This window comes from Streptomyces sp. NPDC048257, from assembly GCF_043201855.1.
Lineage (GTDB): Bacteria > Actinomycetota > Actinomycetes > Streptomycetales > Streptomycetaceae > Streptomyces.
In genome coordinates, this window is record NZ_JBICZI010000005.1 from 431442 (window position 1) to 450456 (window position 19015).

Genomic DNA, 19015 nt, shown 5'->3' on the forward strand with positions numbered 1-19015 from the left:
CGCCCCGGCCGTGTCCGTTCGTACGGAAAGACGTCTCAGGCCGTGCCTTCCGGATCCTCCTGCCGGGCCAAGCGGCCGAGCAGGGCTACGGCGTCGCCGACGGGCACCGGCCGGAAGAACTGTGCGTCGGCGCGCTCGACGGCGGCAATCGCCCGTGGGGCCAGGTCGGCGCCGGTGTCGGTGACGCGCAGCCGTTTGGCGCGGGTGTCGGCCGGGTCGACCTCACGCTCGACGAGTCCTTTGCGTTCCAGGGTGCGCAGGACCTGGGAGGTCATCTTGACGTCGGTGCCGGCCTGGCGGGCGAGGGCCAGCTGATTGGGGTGCTCGCCCTGGCTGTTGAGCCACCAGGTGCAGGCGAGCAGCACGAACTGCACGTGCGTGAGATCGAGCGGGGCCAGGGCCGCGGCGATGTCGCGCTGCCAGCGCAGCGTGGCGTGCCACAGCAGGAATCCGGGACTCTCACCGGGGCTGAGGGGCATCAGCGGAGCGCCAGCTCGGCCAGCGAGGCCATCGTGTCGGGCCAATCGGCGGTGATGGACGGGCCGATCTGCGGGCCGGCCTCGTCGGCGCCGTTGCCGGTGATCTCCATGCGGTACACCACCCGGATCCGGCCCTGGCCGATGCGGTCGATCCGGTGGACGGTCCGCAGCAGCAGGTCACCGAAGCGCGCCTCGTCGACGAACAGTTCGCCTGCGACCGCCTCGGCGATGCGCAGCGGGATCGGGTCCTCCCCCGGCGGCGTCATCGTGATCTGCGTACCGGCCGAGAACGGGCCGTCGATCTCGATCTTCTGGATGCCAGGGTTCCAGGCGTCCCAGTTCTCCACGTCCGCCCAGAGCCGCCAGATCGCCTCGGGGGTGGCGCCGGTCTCGATGCTGTGCTCGTACTCCCACATGGGTGGTCTCCCCTGACTAGATGTTCTTTCCGTAGATTATCTGCGCGCAGACTATCTGTCAACGATGCAGGGCGGCGCAGGTCCCGCCGAGGAGGCCGTGTTCACTCTCTGGCGCCCTGCGGGGGCGGCTGTCACCATGCCTGCGTGACCGCGACCCTCTCCCCGGGCGCCCGCAGCGGCGGACCGCACCGATGGCCGCTGCTCGGCAACCTGCCCGCCTTCGCCCGCGATCCCCTGGCCTTCTTCGAGTCCCTGCGCGACGACTACGGGGACTGGGTGCCCTGGGCGCTCGGCCCGCAGCGCAACATCCTGGTCTCCCGGCCCGAGCACGCCGGGGAACTGCTCGGAGCCGTCGAGTCCACCTTCCGGCCGACGGAACTGGGCTGGGCCTTCCGCCAGTTGCTGGGCAACGGGGTGGTCGTCGCCACCGGGGACGACTGGCGGCGCAAACGCGCCCTGGTGCAGCCCGCCGTCCGGCCGCGTCAGGTGCGCTCGTACGCCGCCACCATGGTGGAGTGCGCGGACGCCCTGGCGAGCGGCTGGCGCGCCGGTGAACGGATCGACGTACACCGGGAGATGGCCGCACTGACCCAGCGGATCGCGGTGCGCACGCTGTTCGGGAGCGACGCGGCGGGCCGCGAGGCGCCCATCAGCGCCGCGATGGCCACGGCGCAGCGGGAACTGGGGGCGGAGTTCCGGGGGCTGACGCTGTTCCTGCCACCCTGGGTGCGCACGCCCGGGCGCCGCCGCATGCGGGAGGCCGTGGCGGTGCTCGACCGGGAGATCGAGCACGTCGTACGGGAGCACGAGGCGGCCTCGAGCGCCGGCGCGGAGCGGGACGACCTGCTGAGCCGGCTGCTCGCGGCCCGCGACGAACACGGCGGCCCGCTCTCCCGCAAGGAGTTGCGGGACGAGTCGATCACCCTCTACATCGGCGGCCACGAGACCACCTCGACCACCCTGACCTGGGCCTGGCAACTGCTGTCCGGAACACCCGGGGCGCGGGCCCGGCTGACGGACGAGCTGGACCGGGTGCTCGGCGGACGGCTGCCGACGTACGAGGACTACGCGCGGCTCCCCTGGACGCAGCAAGTGGTCAAGGAGGCCCTGCGGATCTATCCGCCGATCTGGCTGATCTCCGCGGTGGCCACGGAGGGGGCGACCCTCGGCGGGCGCGCGGTGCCGGCCGGGACCTCGGTGTGGACCAGCCCCTGGTCGGTGCACCGCGACGCCCGCTGGTTCCCGGACCCGGAGGCCTTCCGTCCCGAGCGGTGGGACGCGGACGCCCCGGATCCGGTGCCCGAACACGCCTGGTTCCCCTTCGGCGGCGGTCCGCGGGCCTGCCTGGGGGCGCGGTTCGCGCTGGTGGAGGCCGTGCTCGTGCTGGCCGTGCTGGCGCAGCGGTTCCACCTGGACAGCGGGAGCGGACGGGCCGGGGTCTTCCCGGGGCTCACCCTGCAGCCGGCCGGCCCGGTCCTGGCGACGCTGCGCCCCAGCGCCCCGCAGGACGGCGGCGTCCGGGAAGATCCTGCGCCCGCCACAAGTTGGTAGAACCGTGAACGACATAACGCGGGGCGTGGACGTGGTGGTCATCGGCGCCGGGCAGGCGGGCCTGTCCAGCGCCTACCACCTCACCCGGGCGGGGCTCGACCACGTGGTCCTGGACCACGCGCCCCGACCGGGCGGGGCGTGGCAGTTCCGCTGGCCCTCGCTCACCTACGGCAAGGTCCACGGCATGCACGCCCTGCCCGGCCTGGAGCTGACGGGCGTCGATCCGCTGAGGCCCTCGTCCCAGGTCGTCGCCGAGTACTTCGCCGCCTACGAGGACCACTTCGGCCTGCGCGTACGCCGTCCCGTGGACGTGTCCGCCGTACGCGAGGGGGACGCGGGGCGCCTGCGCGTGGAGACCTCGGCCGGTGTCTGGTCGGCGCGCGCCCTGATCAACGCCACCGGAACGTGGGACCGGCCGTTCTGGCCGCGCTACCCGGGCCAGGAGACCTTCCGCGGCCGCCAGCTGCACACCGCGGACTATCCGGGCCCGCAGGAGTTCGCGGGAGGCCGGGTGATCGTGGTGGGCGGCGGCACCTCGGCGGTTCAGCACCTGCTGGAGATCGCCGAGGTGGCGGCGGAGACCACCTGGGTGACACGGCGGCCCCCGGTCTTCCGCGACGGGAGCTTCGGCGAGGCCGAGGGCCGGGCCGCGGTGGCGCTGGTGGACGAGCGGGTGCGCCGGGGGCTGCCGCCGCAGAGCGTGGTGAGCGTGACGGGACTTCCGCTGAACGAGGCCGTCCGGGCCGGGCTGGCCTCGGGCGTGCTCGACCGGCGGCCCGCATTCGACCGGATCACCGCCTCCGGTGCCGTCTGGGCGGACGGGAGCCGGGTGGACGCGGACGTCATCCTGTGGGCCACCGGATTCCGCGCGGCCGTCGACCACCTCGCCCCGCTGCGCCTGCGCGAGCCGGGCGGCGGCATCCGGGTCGAGGGGACCCGGGTTGTGCGCGACGAACGGATCCACCTGGTGGGGTACGGCCCGTCGGCGTCGACCGTCGGCGCCAACCGCGCGGGCGGCGCCGCGGTCCGCGAGATCCGACGTCTCCTGAGCCGTGAAGGGGCCGCGGCGCCGGTGGGCTGATCCGCCGGACACCTCCCTGGACCCGGCTGTTCCAGGGGGTGTCCACGGGGAACTCCCGGTCCGGGGTTGCGGCCTCCCTGGCCTCCTCGTCCGTGTAGACGTGGACCGTCCCGTCCCGCACCTCGACGACCGGGTCCCGCCAGTTCTCGGTGGGCCGGGACGAGGGCGTGCGGGACGCGCAGACCGTTACCGGAGCCGCCGCCCTCATTTCCCGGTGGGACCGGCCTGCCCTGTGCGGGAGCCCGCGTTCGCGCGCAGCCGGTTGAACTCCGCCACGTGCTTCTTGTGCTCCTCGTACGTCGCCGAGAACCGGGTGTCCCCGGGCTTGACGGTGACGAAGAACAGCCAGTTCCCGGGCGTCGGGGCGACGGCGGCCGCCATGGCCTCCAGTCCCGGGCTGTCGATCGGCGCGGGCGGCAGTCCCTGGCGTTCGTAGGTGTTGAAGGGGCTGTCGATCCGGGTGTCGCTCAGCGAGGTGTCCAGGGTGCTGCGGTTCAGCGCGTAGTTGATGGTGGAGTCCATCTGGAGCGGCATCGACTTCGCCAGCCGGTTGTGCACGACCCGTGCGACCTTGCCCATGTCGGCGCGGCTCTCGGCCTCCGCCTCGATGATGCTGGCCAGGGTGGCCGTCTGGTACGGGGTCATCCCGTGGGCCCTGCCGCCGTCGGCGACGGCCTGGGTGGCGAGCCTCTCGTTCGCCGTCCGCACCATGTGCGTGAGGACCGTGGCCGGGGTGGACTTCGAGGTCACCGGGTACGTCGCCGGGAAGAGGTACCCCTCGGGATTGCCCTTGGCCTCGGCGGGCAGTGCCAGCCCGGCGGTGGCTACCGCCGTCTTCGTGGATCCCGGCGGGAGCTTCAGCTCGCGGTCGACCGCGGCGTACACCTGCGGGGCCCGCCACCCCTCGGGGATCAGTAACCGGCGTGGCTTCTCCGGCACGTCGCCACCGCGCAGTATCGGGACCAGGACGGCCGCACCGATCGCGAGCAGTATGCCGAGGAAGAGCGCCAGCCGGCCCCGGCGGGTCAGCCGGGAACGGCGCTGCGGCGGCCGGTACTCAAGACGCATACGGGAACGCTAACCCGCGATCCATCACATTTCCGGCATCCGGCCCGTGCGCCGGTCATACGGTCACACATTCACCGGAGCCAGCTGGACTCCCTCGGGCGGCTCGGGCGCCAGCGCCGCGTCCCGGTCCCGGCGGACCAGGGCGGCGTACCGGCCGTCCGTCTTCAGCAGCTCCTCGTGGGTGCCGCGCTCGGCGATGCTCCCGCCGTCCAGGACCACGATCTGGTCGGCGTCGCGGACGGTGGAGAGGCGGTGCGCGATGGTGATGGTGGTGCGGCCTGCGGAGAGATGGTCGATGGCCCGCTGGACGGCATGCTCCGTACGGGTGTCCAGGGCGCTGGTGGCCTCGTCGAGGATCAGCACCGGCGGGTCCCGCAGGATGGTGCGGGCGATGGCCAGGCGCTGCTTCTCACCTCCGGAGAACCGGTACCCGCGCTCGCCGACGAGGGTGTCGTATCCGTCGGGCAGGGACGCGATGTGGTCGTGGATCTGGGCCGCACGGGCCGCCTCGGCTATCTCCTCGTCGGTGGCGTCCGGCTTGGCGAAGCGCAGGTTGTCGGCGACCGAGGCGTGGAAGAGGTAGGTCTCCTGGGAGACCACGCCGATCGAGCGGGCCAGCGAGTCGAAGTCGAGGTCGCGCACGTCCACCCCGTCGAGGGCGACCCGTCCGCCGGTGACGTCGTAGAGGCGGGGCACCAGGTAGCTGAGGGTGCTCTTGCCGGAGCCGGTCGGGCCGACCACGGCGAGGGAGCCGCCGGCCGGGACGGTGATGTCGATCCCCGAGAGGGTCGGGCCGTTCTTCGCGTCGTACGTGAAGTGCACGTCCTCCAGGGTGACCTCGCCCTTGGCCCGGTCCAGCCGCACCGGGTCCGCGCGCTCGGTGATGTCCACCGGCAGGTCGAGATACTCGAAGATGCGGGTGAACAGCGCGAGCGAGGTCTGTATCTGCACACCGGTCGACAGCAGGCTCACGGCGGGCCGGAAGAGGCCCTGCTGGAGGGTGACGAAGGCGACGAGGGTGCCGACGGAGAGCGAGGGGGCGCCCGTCTGGAGGGCTATACCGGCCGCCCAGTAGATGAGCGCGGGCATCGCGGCCATGACGATGCCGATGGTCGACATCCGCCAGCGCCCGGCCATGCTGGAGCGCACCTCCAGGCCGACGAGCTTCTCGGACTCCGCGGAGAAGGCGGAGGTGAGGGACTCGGAGCGGCCCATGGTGCGGCCGAGCAGGATGCCGCTCACCGAGAGCGATTCGGTGACCGTCGCGGCCATGGCGGCCATCTGCTTCTGCCGCTTCATGGTGATCTTCTTGCGCTCGCGGCCGACCCGCCGGCTGATCCACACGAAGACGGGGAGCAGGAGCAGCGAGACGAGGGTGAGCCGCCAGTCGAGCGCGAGCATGGCGACCACGGAGGCGATGACGGCCGTCAGGTTCGAGACGAGCGAGGTCGCGGTGGAGGTCACGGTGGCCTGCATGCCGCCGATGTCGTTGGCGATGCGGGACTGCACCTCTCCGGTGCGGGTCCGCGTGAAGAAGGCCAGCGGCATCCGCTGGAGCTGTGCGTAGACGGCGGTGCGCAGGTCGTGCATGACCCGCTGGCCGACGGTGGTGGAGATCAGGGTCTGGAGCACGCCGAAGACGCTGGTGACGACGGCGGTGAGGATCATGCCGAGCGCGAGCAGGCTGAGCAGCCCGGTGCGGCCCTGCGGGATCGCGACGTCGAGTATCTCGCGGAGCATGAACGGCGAGGCGACGCCGACCAGCGAGGAGGCGCCGACCAGCAGGCCGACGACGGCGAGCCGGCCGCGGTAGGGCCGGAACAGCCCCACGATCCTGCGCAGCTCCCGCGGCTGCTCGGCCGGGGCGGGACGGGCTGGATCGAGGGGGTCTTTCGATGGGATCCACTTCGGTTCGTCGTGAGGCATGGGCGCCCTCTCGGGGTCGGCAAAGTCGGTTCATCGGAGCTTAAGCCATTGTTACCTATGCTCACAATGAACGGCATCCTGATATTGTTCCCGCATGAGCTCCGCCTCCGACAGCGATCGTCTCCTCGCCGAACAGCTCCTGCGCCTGACGCGCAGGCTCCACCGGATCCAGAAGCGCCACATGGTGCCGCTCGGTATCACTCCCGCCCAGGGTCGTTTGCTGCGCCTCGTCTCGCACTACGAGGGCGAGCAGGCGCCCCGGATGGCGGATCTCGCCGCCCGCCTGGAGGTCGTCCCCCGCGCGGTGACCACACTGGTGGACGGCCTGGAAGCGGCCGAGTGCGTCCGGCGCGCGCCCGACCCCGCGAACCGCCGCGTCATCCGGATCGAGCTCACCGACACCGGCCGCGCCACGCTGCGCAGTCTGCGCAACGCGCGAACCGACGCGGCGGAGGAGATCCTGGCTCCGTTGACCGCCGACCAGCGCGAAGTGCTCGGCGGGCTGCTGAACGCCCTGTCGGACGCCCCGGCGGAGCGCGCCTGCTGAGTGGGCCACCCGTGGGCCGAGTCGGTGCGAGGGGTCGCAGATGCCGCTGCTGGAACCGAAGCCGGGGGCCCTGCGCCCCCGCGGCATCAGCGCCCCCGCCCCCGACCGGGTCCCCGCACACCGGGCCACCGGCACGCCCGAGCCGCTGCGGACCGAGCTGGCCGAGCTTCTCGGCGCCGAGAAGGTGCTGTGGAAGGTCTCGGACCTGGTCCGCTACGCCTCCGACGCCTCCCCCTACCGCTTCGTGCCCCAGGTCGTGGTGATCGCCGAGGACATCGACGACGTCTCCGCGGTGCTCTCGTACGCCCACGGCCGCCGGCGCGAGGTCGTCTTCCGCGCCGCCGGGACCTCGCTCAACGAGCAGGCCCAGGGCGAGGACATCCTCGTCGACGTACGCCGCCACTGGGCCGGGATCGAGGTGCTGGAAGAGGCCCGCCGGGCCCGGATCCGGCCCGGCACCACCGTGGCCCGGGCCAACGCGGCCCTCGCCCGCCACGGCCGGGTGACCCGCGGGTGGGCGCCTCGGCCGTGTACTACCCGGCCTGCGTCAACCGGATCTTCGGCGGCCCGGAGGGCCGGCCCGGCCCGTCGCTCCCGGAGGCGGTGGTGGCCGTGTCGGAGCGGGCCGGGCGGCCCGTGTGGATCCCCGGCGACCTCGCCGGCACCTGCTGCGCGACGATCTGGCACTCCAAGGGCTACGAGGCCGGCACCCGGGTGATGGCCAACCGGATCGTCGAGGCGGCCTGGGGCTGGACGGCCGGCGGGCGGCTGCCGCTGGTGGTCGACGCCTCCTCCTGCACGCTGGGCATCGCGCGCGAGGTGGTCCCGTACCTGACGCCGGAGAACCGGGCGCTCCACGCGGAGCTGCGGATCCTCGACTCGATCGTGTGGGCGGCCGAGGAGCTGCTGCCGCACCTGGAGCTCCGGCGCACGGTGGGTTCGGCCGTGCTCCACCCCACCTGCTCGATGCGGCACTTGGGCGACGAGGACCGGCTGCGGGCGGTCGCCGAGGCCTGTGCCGAGGAGGTGGTGGTCCCGGACGACGCGGGCTGCTGCGCCTTCGCGGGCGACCGGGGCATGCTGCACCCGGAGCTGACGGCCTCGGCGACGGCGCGCGAGGCTGCGGAGGTGACCGCGCGGGCCTTCGACGCGCACCTGTCGGCGAACCGGATGTGCGAGGTGGGCATGGACCGGGCGACGGGGCGAAGTTGCCATTCGGCTCTGCTCGAACTGGAGCACACCACCCGCCCGTGAGCGCCGGTGCGCGCCACCCCTGTGACCAGGTGCCACGTCGCCCTCCGGCGCCGTAAACCTGCGGGCCGTAGAGAGTTCCCCGCGGAAAATCGATTGCCCGGCGCCGGTCCGGAAGGCGAACCTTGCACGGTTTGAACCACTCGACCAGTCATGGGGCGTCATGCAGATCAGCGATCTTCCGTATCCGGATCCAGGGGTACCCGACGCTCGTTCCGGCCCCCGGTTCCTGCTGTGGCTGGGGCGCGGTCAACTCGGCGGACAGCTCAAGAGCCTGTGCTGGGGGATGCTGCACTTCTCCGGCGTCGCCGGACTGCCGTACGCGGTGGGGCTGGGCGTCGACGCGGTCGTCGACCGCGAGCCGAACCGCCTGCTGCTCGTCGGGGCCCTGCTCCTGGTGATCGGTGTCGCCATCTCGGTAGGCGACGCCATGCTCCACCGCACGGCCGTCACCAACTGGATCACCGCCGCCGCGCGCGTGCAACAGCTCCTCGCGCGCAAGACGGCCGAGCTGGGCTCCGCCCTCACCCGCCGGGTCGCCGCGGGCGAAGTGGTGGCGGTGTCCACGGGCGACGTGGAGAAGATCGGATGGTTCGTCGAGGCGGTCTCGCGCTTCCTCGCGGCCGTCTTCTCCGTCGCCCTCGTCTGCGTCGGTCTGCTGTTCTACGCCCCCGAGCTCGGCGTGGTCGTGGCCATCGGCGTACCGCTGATCGCCCTGGCCTCGCTGCCTCTGCTGCCGCGCGCCACCAAGCGCGCCGACATCCAGCGGGAGAAGGCGGGCAAGGCCACCGAGCTGGCCTCCGACACCGTCGCGGGTCTGCGCGTACTGCGCGGCATCGGCGGTGAGGAGCTGTTCCTCGGCCGCTACCGCGAGGCCTCGCAGGAGGTCCGCAGGGCCGCCGTGCGCAGTGCGCGGATGTGGGCGCTGATCTCCGCGATCCAGGTGGTGCTCCCGGGCGCGCTGATGATCACGGTCGTCTGGTACGGCGCCACGCTCGTCTCGGACGGGCGCATCGCGGTGGGCGAACTCGTCGCCGCGTTCAGCGCGGTGGCGACCCTGCTCTACCCGCTGCGGCACTTCGAGGAGATCGCCATGGCGTACTCCTTCTCGCGTCCCTCCGCCAAGCGGGCCGCCCGGGTGCTGTCGCTGACCCGGACGGACGGCGCCGCGCGTCCCGCGCGCACCGGACCGGTGGGGGCACCGGCCCCGGGCGGGGACCTCTACGACCCCCAGACCGGGCTGCTGGCCCCCGCGGGCCGGTTCACCGCCGTCGTGTGCGGGGACCCGGACCTGGCGGGACGGCTCGCCGAACGCCTCGGCGGCCACCCGATGGACGGGGACCCGGCTTCCGGTGGGGGGCCCGGATCGGAGCCCGGCGCGGCGGACGGCACGCCGTCCGTGCTCCTCGGCGGGGTCGCGCTGGACGAGCTCGAACTGGACACCGCGCGCGCCCTGGTCCTCGTACAGGACAAGGACCCGGTACTGCTGTCCGGGACCCTGCGGGAGCTGTTCGACGTACCGGCCTCCGGAGCGGTCGAGTCCGCCGCCGCTCTGGACGCGGCGCAGTGCACGGACGTCCTGGACGCGCTGCTGCAGTCGGCGCCGGACGGGGTCGAGGACCCGATGGACGCGCGGATCACCGAGCGCGGCCGGTCCCTGTCGGGCGGCCAGCGCCAGCGTCTGGCGCTGGCGCGGTCCCTGGTCACCGACCCGGAGGTGCTGGTGCTCGACGAGCCGACCTCCGCGGTCGACTCGCACACCGAGGCGCGGATCGCGGACGGGATCGCGGCCCTGCGCGCCGGGCGGACCACGGTGGTCCTGGCGTCCTCGCCGCTGCTGCTGGACCGCGCGGACCGGGTCGTGCTCATCGACGGGGACACGGTGGCGGCGGTCGGTACCCACCGCGAGCTGCTGCACGGCGAGCCGCGCTACCGGGCGGTCGTCACCCGCGAGACCGACGAGGAGCAGCGGCTCGGCGGGCTGGAACTGACAGAGCTGGAAGACGTACTCACAGAGATCGAGGAATCCGCATGATCGGCGTGGCGCCGCCGCAGTACGACCCGGCGGCCCCCGATGCGGCCGCGACCCTGCCCGTGGGCACGTCGGCGACCGTACGGGGCTATGTGCGCGGCCTGTTCCGGCGCCACCGGCGGGCCTTCGTGGTGCTGGTGAGCGTCAACGCGGCCGCGGTGATCGCCTCCATGGTCGGCCCGTACCTGCTGGGCCGGATCGTGGACGACCTCTCCGCGGGGGCGCGCGAGCTGCATCTGGGGCGCGTGGCGCTGCTGTTCGCGCTGGCGCTGGCGGTCCAGACGTTCTTCGTCCGGCTGGTCCGGCTGCGCGGGGCGATGCTGGGCGAGGAGATGCTGGCCGATCTGCGCGAGGACTTCCTGGTGCGGTCGGTGGGTCTGCCGCCGGGCGTGCTGGAGCGGGCCGGTACCGGTGACCTGCTGTCGCGCATCACCACCGACATCGACCGGCTGGCGAACGCCATGCGGGAGGCCGTGCCGCAGCTGGCCATCGGTGTGGTGTGGGCGGGTCTGCTGTTCGGGGCGCTCGCGGTGACCGCGCCGCCGCTGGCGCTGGCCGCGCTGGTGGCACTGCCGGTGCTGGTGATCGGCTGCCGGTGGTACTTCCGGAGGGCGCCGTCGGCGTACCGCTCGGAGGCGGCCGGCTACGCGGCGGTCTCGGCCGTGCTCACCGAGACGGTGGACGCGGGCCGCACGGTCGAGGCGCACCGCCTCGGGCCGGAGCGGATCGCGCTGTCGGAACGGCGGATCTCGCAGTGGGTCGCATGGGAGCGGTACACGCTGTTCCTGCGGACGGTCCTCTTCCCCGTCATCAACGTCACCTTCGTGACGATCCTCGGCTCGGTGCTGCTGATCGGCGGCTACTGCGTGCTGCAGGGCTGGATGTCGGTCGGGCAGCTGACCACGGGGGCGCTGCTGGCGCAGATGCTGGTCGATCCGATCGGTCTGATCCTGCGCTGGTACGACGAACTGCAGGTCGCCCAGGTCTCGCTGGGCCGGCTGGTGGGCGTGCGGGAGATCGAACCGGACGCGGGGGACGCGAAGGTGGCGCCCGAGGGCCGGGACGTGCGGGCGCAGGAGGTCCACTTCGGCTACCGGGAGGGCGTGGACGTCCTGCACCAGGTGTCGATGTCCGTGCCGCCGGGCACCCGGATGGCGCTCGTCGGGCCCTCGGGGGCGGGCAAGTCCACGCTGGGACGGCTGCTCGCGGGCATCTACGCGCCCCGGACCGGCGAGGTCACCCTCGGCGGGGCGCGGCTGTCACGGATGCCGGCGGAGCGGGTGCGCGAGCACGTGGCCCTGGTCAACCAGGAGCACCACGTCTTCGTGGGCACGCTGCGGGACAACCTCCGCCTGGCGCGGACGGGCGCCGCGGACGCCGAGTTGTGGGCGGCGCTGGGCGCGGTGGACGCCGACGGCTGGGCGCGGGCCATGGAGGCCGGGCTGGACACCGAGGTCGGTTCGGGCGGCACGGCGCTGACCCCGGCGCAGGCTCAGCAGATCGCGCTGGCCCGGCTGGTGCTGGCGGATCCGCACACGCTGGTGCTCGACGAGGCCACCTCGCTGCTGGACCCGCGCGCGGCCCGGCACCTGGAGCGTTCGCTGGCCCGGGTGCTGGACGGCCGTACGGTCATTGCCATCGCCCACCGGCTGCACACCGCACACGACGCGGATGTGATCGCGGTGGTCGAGGGCGGCCGGATCAGCGAACTCGGCTCGCACGACGAGCTGGTCGCGGCCGACGGGACGTACGCGGCGCTGTGGCGGTCCTGGCACGGCTGAGCCGGACCGCGTAGGGACCGGAGTGGGCGGGCGGCGGGCGGGACCTGACCTGGTCCGGCCCGCCGCCCGGCTGCCGGATCCGGCGGCCGGCCGGCCGCGGCCGGGCCGAAGGCCCGCTTGCGCGCACAGGTCCAGACGACCGGGCGGGTGACGGTGCAGGCGGTGGTGGGTGACTCAGATGAAGCCGAGGGCCGAGGCCCCGCCGAAGCCGCCCAGCAGGATGAAGACCGGCATGAGGACCTTGAGCTCCACCCAGCTGCCGGCCCGGAACCGCAACGCCTTCGGCGGGCCGATCGGGTACCAGCGCTTGCCTGCGATCGGCAGCGGCCACAGGACCGGGCAGCCGGAGACGGTGAGCGCGTCGCCGATGTCGTGGACCAGGGCCCCGAGCACGATCGGCAGGCCGAGCCAGAGGTACTCCTGGCCCGGTCCGGTGAACAGCCAGTTCGCGCCGTTGCCCGGCTGGTCGAGGACTCCGGCCAGGATCCAGGCGCTGGTCGCGCCGAGCAGCCAGACCAGGACGTCGCTGGACATCCGGGCGGCGCGCCACAGCAGGCCTTCGACCGCCAGCACCAGGTGCACGAAGAGCAGCGCGAGCACTCCCCAGCGCTCGGTGGTGACGGCGAGCACGGAGGCGCCGCCCCCGATCAGGACCGCCCAGAGCCAGGTGTGCGTCAGCGTGCGGTGGCCGCCCGTGCGGCGGGCGTCCTTCTTGGACCGTGTGCCCTTGTAGAGGGCGTAGGAGATCTTGTCGACCACCTCGCACAGGCCCCTGGAGAGCGGGCCGAAGGCGCGTGAGATCGTCGCCGACTTGTGGTCGAGGTCGGGGGCGAGGGCCGCCCCGGCGCAGATCAGCGCGCCGACGACGAGGACCGGCCAGGGCATGGGGTGCCCGGCGGCCGCGGTGGCCGCACCCACCCCCAGCCAGGCCGCTGCCCCGGACAGTGAGTGCGCCGGACCCATCATGGTCGTTTCCCGCCCCGCTGGTGTGTGGTCGGGCCCTGTTGACTGTTTCGCTCGGGCCGCATCGACGGCACAGCGTACCGTCGGTGATCTTCATTCCGTCCGCCGGTTCCCTGATCCGGGCGGAAGCCAGGCAAGATGGGGGGTGTGACCCTCATTGATCAGCTCCCGCCGAACGCCGACCCCGACGCCCTCTTCGAGGCTTTCTCCTCGTGGGCGGAGGACCAGGGCATCACCCTGTACCCGGCTCAGGAGGAGGCGCTGATCGAGGTCGTCTCCGGGGCGAACGTGATCCTTTCCACCCCGACCGGCTCCGGCAAGAGCCTGGTCGCGGCCGGCGCGCACTTCACCGCCCTGGCCCAGGACAAGGTCACCTTCTACACCGCCCCGATCAAGGCGCTGGTGTCGGAGAAGTTCTTCGACCTGTGCAAGCTCTTCGGCACCGAGAACGTCGGCATGCTGACCGGCGACGCCTCCGTGAACGCGGACGCCCCGGTGATCTGCTGCACCGCCGAGGTGCTGGCCTCCATCGCCCTGCGCGACGGCAAGCACGCCGACATCGGCCAGGTCGTGATGGACGAGTTCCACTTCTATGCCGAGCCGGACCGCGGCTGGGCCTGGCAGATCCCGCTGCTGGAGCTCCCGCAGGCACAGTTCATCCTGATGTCGGCGACCCTCGGCGACATGAAGCGGTTCGAGGAGGACCTGACCCGGCGCACCGGCCGGCCCACCACGGTGGTCCGTTCCGCGACCCGGCCCGTCCCGCTCTCGTACGAGTACGTCACCACGCCGATCACCGACACGATCACCGAGCTGCTGGAGACCCGGCAGGCTCCGGTCTACATCGTGCACTTCACCCAGGCCCAGGCGGTCGAGCGGGCGCAGTCGCTCATGAGCATCAACATGTGCACGCGCGAGGAGAAGGACAAGATCGCCGACCTCATCGGCAACTTCCGCTTCACCACCAAGTTCGGCCAGAACCTCTCCCGCTACGTCCGGCACGGCATCGGTGTGCACCACGCCGGCATGCTGCCCAAGTACCGCCGCCTGGTCGAGAAGCTCGCCCAGGCCGGTCTGCTGAAGGTCATCTGCGGTACGGACACCCTCGGCGTCGGCGTCAACGTCCCGATCCGCACGGTGCTGTTCACGGCGCTCACCAAGTACGACGGCAACCGGGTCCGCACCCTGCGCGCCCGCGAGTTCCACCAGATCGCCGGACGCGCCGGCCGGGCCGGCTTCGACACCGCGGGCTATGTGGTCGCGCAGGCGCCCGAGCACGTCATCGAGAACGAGAAGGCGCTCGCGAAGGCGGGCGACGACCCGAAGAAGCGCCGCAAGGTGGTGCGCAAGAAGGCTCCCGAGGGCTTCGTCGCCTGGTCGGACACCACCTTCGAGAAGCTCATCGCCGCCGACCCTGAGGCGCTGACCTCGCGCTTCAAGGTCACCAACATCATGCTGCTGTCGGTCATCGCCCGGCCGGGCGACGCCTTCCAGGCGATGCGCCACCTCCTGGAGGACAACCACGAGCCCCGCAAGGCCCAGCTGCGGCACATCCGCCGGGCCATCGCGATCTACCGCTCGCTGCTCGACGGCGGTGTGGTCGAGAAGCTCGACACCCCGGACGCGGAGGGCCGCACCATCCGGCTCACCGTCGACCTCCAGCAGGACTTCGCGCTCAACCAGCCGCTCTCCACCTTCGCCCTGGCCTCCTTCGACCTGCTGGACCCGGAGTCCCCCTCCTACGCGCTGGACATGGTGTCGGTCGTGGAGTCCACGCTGGACGACCCGCGCCAGATCCTCGCCGCGCAGCAGAACAAGGAGCGCGGCATCCAGGTCGGCCAGATGAAGGCCGACGGGATCGAGTACGAGGAGCGGATGGAACGGCTCCAGGACGTCACCTATCCCAAGCCCCTCGAAGAACTGCTCTCGCACGCCTACGACGTGTACGCCAAGAGCCACCCGTGGGTGCGCGACCACCCGGTCTCCCCGAAGTCGATCATCCGCGACATGTACGAACGCGCGATGACCTTCACCGAGTTCACCTCCTTCTACGAGCTGGCCCGCACCGAGGGCATCGTGCTGCGCTACCTGGCGAGCGCGTTCAAGGCGCTGGACCACACCATCCCCGACGACCTCAAGTCCGAGGACCTCCAGGACCTGATCGCCTGGCTCGGCGAGCTGGTCCGCCAGGTCGACTCCAGCCTGCTGGACGAGTGGGAGCAGCTGGCGAACCCCGAGGTGGAGACGGCGGAGCAGGCCCAGGAGAAGGCCGACCAGGTCAAGCCGGTCACCGCGAACGCGCGCGCCTTCCGCGTCCTGGTCCGCAACGCCATGTTCCGCCGGGTGGAGCTGGCCGCCCTCGACCACGTCAACGTGCTGGGCGAGCTGGACTCCGAGTCCGGCTGGGACGCGGATGCCTGGGGCGAGGCCATGGACGGGTACTGGGACGAGTACGACGACCTGGGCACCGGCCCCGACGCGCGCGGCCCGAAGCTGCTGCAGATCGAGGAGGACCCGGCACACGGTCTGTGGCGCGTCCGCCAGACCTTCGCCGACCCCAACGGCGACCATGGCTGGGGCATCAGCGCGGAGGTCGACCTGGCCGCCTCCGACGAGGAGGGCCGGGCGGTCCTCCGGGTCACCTCGGTCGGCGAGCTCGGAGCGCTCTGACCGTCTGCCGCATGCCGCCGCACCCGCCCGGCCCGCCGGACCCGACAGTGGAGATCCTCTGATGACGAACCCCGCCGAGAGACTGGTCGATCTGCTCGATCTGGAGCAGATCGAGGTCAACATCTTCCGCGGCGCCAGCCCGCAGGAGTCCCTCCAGCGCGTCTTCGGCGGCCAGGTCGCCGGCCAGGCGCTGGTGGCCGCGGGGCGCACCGTCGAGAGCGACCGCCCGGTCCACTCGCTGCACGCGTACTTCCTGCGTCCCGGGATCCCCGGGGTGCCGATCGTGTACCAGGTGGAGCGGGTGCGCGACGGGCGGTCCTTCACCACGCGCCGGGTCACCGCGGTCCAGCAGGGCAAGACGATCTTCAATCTCACCGCCTCCTTCCATCATCCGGAGGAGGGCGGCATCGAGCACCAGCTCCCTCCTCACCACGTTCCTCACCCGGACACGCTCCCCAAGGTCGCGGACGAGATCCGCGAGCACCTCGGGGCGCTGCCGGAGGCGCTGGAGCGGATGGCCCGCCGCCAGCCCTTCGACATCCGGTACGTCAACCGGCTCCGCTGGACTCCCGAGGAGCTCAAGGGATCCGATCCCCGCAGTGCGGTGTGGATGCGCGCGGTCGGCCCGCTGGGTGACGACCCGCTCATCCACACCTGCGCCCTCACCTACGCAAGTGACATGACCCTCCTCGACGCCGTGCGCATCCCCGTCGAGCCCCTGTGGGGCATGCGCGGTTTCGACATGGCCTCCCTGGACCACGCCATGTGGTTCCACCGGCCCTTCCGGACGGACGAGTGGTTCCTGTACGACCAGGAGTCACCCATCGCGCACGGCGGCCGGGGCCTGGCCCGGGGCCGTATCTACGACCTGGAGGGCAGGTTGCTGGTGTCCGTGGTCCAGGAGGGCCTCTTCCGTCCGTACCCCGCCAAGCCGGCCGGCCCGGCCCGGCCGGCTGAGCAGTCCGAGCCCGCCCCGGAGAACTGAGCACACCCATGCCCACCCCTGCCGTCCCCTGCCCCTGCGGGCTGCCCGCCACCTACCCGGAGTGCTGCGGTCTCTTCCACTCCGGTGCCCGGTCGGCACCCACCGCCGAACGGCTGATGCGCTCCCGGTTCAGCGCCTTCGCCGTCGGTGACACCGCCTACCTGTTGCGCTCCTGGCACCCCTCCACCCGTCCGGCCCGACTCGACCTGGATCCCGAACAGCGCTGGGAGCGGCTGGAGATCCTCGCCACCGAGCGCGGCGGGATGTTCGAGACGGAGGGCTCGGTGGAGTTCCGCGCCCACTACCGCGAAGGCCGGCACACCGGCTCGCTGCACGAGCACAGCAGCTTCTTCCGCGTGGCCGGGGCGTGGGTCTACGTCGGCCCCCTCTCCCCCGTCGACTTCGACTGACCCCTCGCCCCGGTCAGGGCGAAGTCCAGGCTGGTGCGGTACCAGTGGATCTCGTCCGGCGGCCCGGCCGTCAGCAGCCGCAGCGCCACCGCCGCGGCCGCCGGAGCCTGCGGGTGCCCGTACGGCAGCGGCGGGGCGAGGGCGGCCAGGACGATCCGCTCCGCCGGATCGGGCACGGCCTGGCGGAGCTCGTCCTCGGGGAGCACGGAGGCCACTACGGCGGCGCGCTCCCAGGGGTCGGCGGTTCGTCTCAGCAGCAGCCCGACATGCCGCCCGCGCCACTTGCGCGGGCGCAGGTCCGCCTTGGCCGCCATCAGCTCCCGGTCCGCCGGGGACGCGATGCCGCGCCGCATGTCCGGCTCCCGCGCGGCGAACCCCCGTAGCTCCGCGGCCAGATAGAGCCACACCACGGCCCGGTACCGGTTGATCCGGTAGCCGACCGGGGTCACGTGCCCGCAGCGCGCGAGCCGTGTGAAGCGGCTCGGGCCGACCCCCACCACCTCGGCCGCGGCCTCCGCCCCGGCCACCGTCTCGACCCGCTCGCGCAGCGCACCCGGCGGGCCCGCAGCCGACCTGACCCGGTCCAGCTCGGCCCGTGCGTACCGCACGGCCCCGCCGGGCGTCCGCGGCCCGGCCCGCACGATCCCCAGCTGCACGGCCCTGGCGAACTCGCTGCGGGTCAGCCCCAGTTCCCCGGCGGCCTGAACGCCGCCCACCAGCACCTCCGCCTCGCCGGCGGCCACCTCGTCCCTCAGCACAGTCCCTGTCTGCGTCATCACGGTCCTCCCCCACGAGCAGTAATTACTCTGTGTGAAGACCGTAACTCAGCGCGACGACACCCCGCGAGGCCTGTGGACAACTCCCCGACGCGCGCCCGCCACGCCCCGGCTCAGCCGCCGGTGATACGTCGCTCCGCGACTCCCAGGTGCTCTCCCACCCGGTTGACCAGCAGCGTCATCTCGTACGCGACCTGGCCGATGTCCGACTCGGCGGCGCTCAGCACGCACAGACTGCTGCCCGCGCCCGCCGCCATGACGAAGAGCGCTCCCTCGTCGTACTCGATCATCGTCTGCCGCACCTCACCGGCCCGGAAGTGCCGGCCCGACCCCTTCGCGAGGCTCTGCAGGCCCGCCGCCACGGCCGCCAGGTGTTCCGCGTCCTCCCGCGCCAGCCCCGCGCTCGCTCCCGTGACCAGGCCGTCGTTGGACAGCACCACCGCGTGCCGCACCTGCTGGACCCTGCGCGTCAGGTCGTCCAGCAGCCAGTCCAGTTGCTTGTCCAGTGCCATTCCCAGCCCCTCCCCGTTGACGCCGGCCACGTGGCCGCGCCCCGCCCCGCACACTCGTGCCGCAAGCCTTCCCCACCAGTGCCTTTCGGGCAAGGAGGATGTCTCCATGGCGAAGAAGATGACTCAAGAGGAATGGCGGGCGTTCGTCTCCCACTCCACCCGCACCGGAAAGCTCTCCACCGTCCGCGAGGACGGAAGCCCGCACATCGCTCCCATCTGGTTCGTGCTCGACGGCGACTCCTTCGTTTTCAACACCGGAAAGGACACCGTCAAGGGGCGCAACCTCGCCCGCGACGGCAGGGTCGCGCTCTGCGTGGACGACGACCGGCCACCGTTCTCCTACGTCGTCCTCCAGGGCCGCGCCGAGATCAGCCGGTACGGCGACGACGCGGACGAACTGCTCACCTGGGCAACCCGGATCGGCGCCCGCTACATGGGCGAGGAGCAGGCCGAAGCCTTCGGCCGCCGCAACGCCGTCCCGACCGAACTCCTCGTCAGGGTCCCGATCGACAAGGTGATCGCCCTCGCCGGCATCGCGGACTGACCGACCCCGCCGACCGGTCGGGT

The 19015-nt window shown here is 72.3% G+C and carries 18 protein-coding genes; 11 read left to right on the forward strand and 7 right to left on the reverse strand.

All coding sequences use genetic code 11. From position 1 onward, the window contains the following. Nucleotides 1–35: 35 nt before the first annotated feature. Nucleotides 36–479, reverse strand: coding sequence for a MarR family winged helix-turn-helix transcriptional regulator (locus ACGFZK_RS15135; protein WP_393849305.1), 444 nt, complete (start codon nt 477–479; stop codon nt 36–38). Beyond that, entirely contained in the window at nt 479–895 is a 417-nt protein-coding gene (locus ACGFZK_RS15140; protein WP_393849306.1) for an SRPBCC family protein, read from the reverse strand. The genes ACGFZK_RS15135 and ACGFZK_RS15140 overlap by 1 nt, the downstream gene beginning before the upstream one ends. Before the next feature lie 144 nt (nt 896–1039). On the opposite strand from ACGFZK_RS15140, the gene ACGFZK_RS15145 reads away from it, so the two are divergent. Then, nucleotides 1040–2446 (forward strand): cytochrome P450, encoded by a 1407-nt coding sequence (locus ACGFZK_RS15145; protein ID WP_393849307.1) that lies wholly within the window; start codon nt 1040–1042, stop codon nt 2444–2446. 4 nt (nt 2447–2450) lie between these two features. Beyond that, nucleotides 2451–3527, forward strand: a complete 1077-nt coding sequence (locus tag ACGFZK_RS15150) for an FAD-dependent oxidoreductase (protein WP_393849308.1) — start codon at nt 2451–2453, stop codon at nt 3525–3527. Between the two features lie 204 nt (nt 3528–3731). Here ACGFZK_RS15150 and mltG read toward each other — a convergent pair whose 3' ends face one another. Both mltG and ACGFZK_RS15160 read right to left on the reverse strand, forming a co-directional pair. Then, nucleotides 3732–4595 carry an endolytic transglycosylase MltG gene (mltG, locus tag ACGFZK_RS15155; protein ID WP_393849309.1) on the reverse strand — a complete coding sequence of 288 codons (864 nt, stop codon included), beginning with the start codon at nt 4593–4595 and terminating at the stop codon, nt 3732–3734. Nucleotides 4596–4658: 63 nt separating this feature from the next. After that, the gene (locus ACGFZK_RS15160; protein WP_393849310.1) at nt 4659–6521 is read right to left on the reverse strand and encodes an ABC transporter ATP-binding protein; all 1863 of its coding nucleotides are present in this window, start codon (nt 6519–6521) and stop codon (nt 4659–4661) included. 94 nt (nt 6522–6615) lie between these two features. On the opposite strand from ACGFZK_RS15160, the gene ACGFZK_RS15165 reads away from it, so the two are divergent. The 5 genes from ACGFZK_RS15165 (at nt 6616) to ACGFZK_RS15185 (ending at nt 12132) form a co-directional block, all read left to right on the forward strand. Beyond that, nucleotides 6616–7068: a MarR family winged helix-turn-helix transcriptional regulator gene (locus ACGFZK_RS15165; protein ID WP_393849311.1), complete on the forward strand. Its 453-nt coding sequence runs from the start codon at nt 6616–6618 to the stop codon at nt 7066–7068. Nucleotides 7069–7108: 40 nt separating this feature from the next. Beyond that, entirely contained in the window at nt 7109–7786 is a 678-nt protein-coding gene (locus ACGFZK_RS15170; protein WP_393849312.1) for an FAD-binding oxidoreductase, read from the forward strand. Between the two features lie 248 nt (nt 7787–8034). Continuing rightward, complete coding sequence (locus tag ACGFZK_RS15175) at nt 8035–8322, forward strand: hypothetical protein (RefSeq protein ID WP_393849356.1); 288 nt, start codon at nt 8035–8037, stop codon at nt 8320–8322. A 160-nt stretch (nt 8323–8482) separates the two neighbouring features. After that, nucleotides 8483–10354, forward strand: coding sequence for an ABC transporter ATP-binding protein (locus tag ACGFZK_RS15180; RefSeq protein WP_393849313.1), 1872 nt, complete (start codon nt 8483–8485; stop codon nt 10352–10354). Further along, entirely contained in the window at nt 10351–12132 is a 1782-nt protein-coding gene (locus ACGFZK_RS15185; protein WP_393849314.1) for an ABC transporter ATP-binding protein, read from the forward strand. Before ACGFZK_RS15180 ends, ACGFZK_RS15185 begins: the two co-directional genes overlap by 4 nt. A 174-nt stretch (nt 12133–12306) precedes the next feature. Here the strand turns inward: ACGFZK_RS15185 and ACGFZK_RS15190 are convergent, their stop codons facing one another. Beyond that, a complete protein-coding gene (locus ACGFZK_RS15190) occupies nt 12307–13098 on the reverse strand; it encodes a metal-dependent hydrolase (RefSeq protein ID WP_393849315.1) in 792 nt (263 codons plus the stop codon). 144 nt (nt 13099–13242) lie between these two features. On the opposite strand from ACGFZK_RS15190, the gene ACGFZK_RS15195 reads away from it, so the two are divergent. The 3 genes from ACGFZK_RS15195 to ACGFZK_RS15205 all read left to right on the forward strand — a co-directional run bounded on the left by ACGFZK_RS15195 (nt 13243) and on the right by ACGFZK_RS15205 (nt 17160). Then, the gene (locus tag ACGFZK_RS15195) at nt 13243–15765 is read left to right on the forward strand and encodes a DEAD/DEAH box helicase (protein ID WP_393849316.1); all 2523 of its coding nucleotides are present in this window, start codon (nt 13243–13245) and stop codon (nt 15763–15765) included. A gap of 61 nt (nt 15766–15826) precedes the next feature. After that, nucleotides 15827–16750 carry an acyl-CoA thioesterase gene (locus ACGFZK_RS15200; protein ID WP_393849317.1) on the forward strand — a complete coding sequence of 308 codons (924 nt, stop codon included), beginning with the start codon at nt 15827–15829 and terminating at the stop codon, nt 16748–16750. An 8-nt stretch (nt 16751–16758) separates the two neighbouring features. After that, entirely contained in the window at nt 16759–17160 is a 402-nt protein-coding gene (locus ACGFZK_RS15205) for a YchJ family protein (RefSeq protein WP_393849318.1), read from the forward strand. Here ACGFZK_RS15205 and ACGFZK_RS15210 read toward each other — a convergent pair. Together ACGFZK_RS15210 and ACGFZK_RS15215 are read right to left on the reverse strand one after the other, a co-directional pair. After that, a complete protein-coding gene (locus tag ACGFZK_RS15210) occupies nt 17124–17936 on the reverse strand; it encodes a DUF6397 family protein (protein WP_393849319.1) in 813 nt (270 codons plus the stop codon). The two genes, ACGFZK_RS15205 and ACGFZK_RS15210, sit on opposite strands and share 37 nt — an antisense overlap. A gap of 113 nt (nt 17937–18049) precedes the next feature. After that, complete coding sequence (locus ACGFZK_RS15215; RefSeq protein WP_030009154.1) at nt 18050–18448, reverse strand: roadblock/LC7 domain-containing protein; 399 nt, start codon at nt 18446–18448, stop codon at nt 18050–18052. Nucleotides 18449–18554: 106 nt separating this feature from the next. Between ACGFZK_RS15215 and ACGFZK_RS15220 the strand changes: the two genes are divergently transcribed. Further along, nucleotides 18555–18992 carry a PPOX class F420-dependent oxidoreductase gene (locus ACGFZK_RS15220; RefSeq protein WP_393849320.1) on the forward strand — a complete coding sequence of 146 codons (438 nt, stop codon included), beginning with the start codon at nt 18555–18557 and terminating at the stop codon, nt 18990–18992. Nucleotides 18993–19015 lie beyond the last annotated feature (23 nt).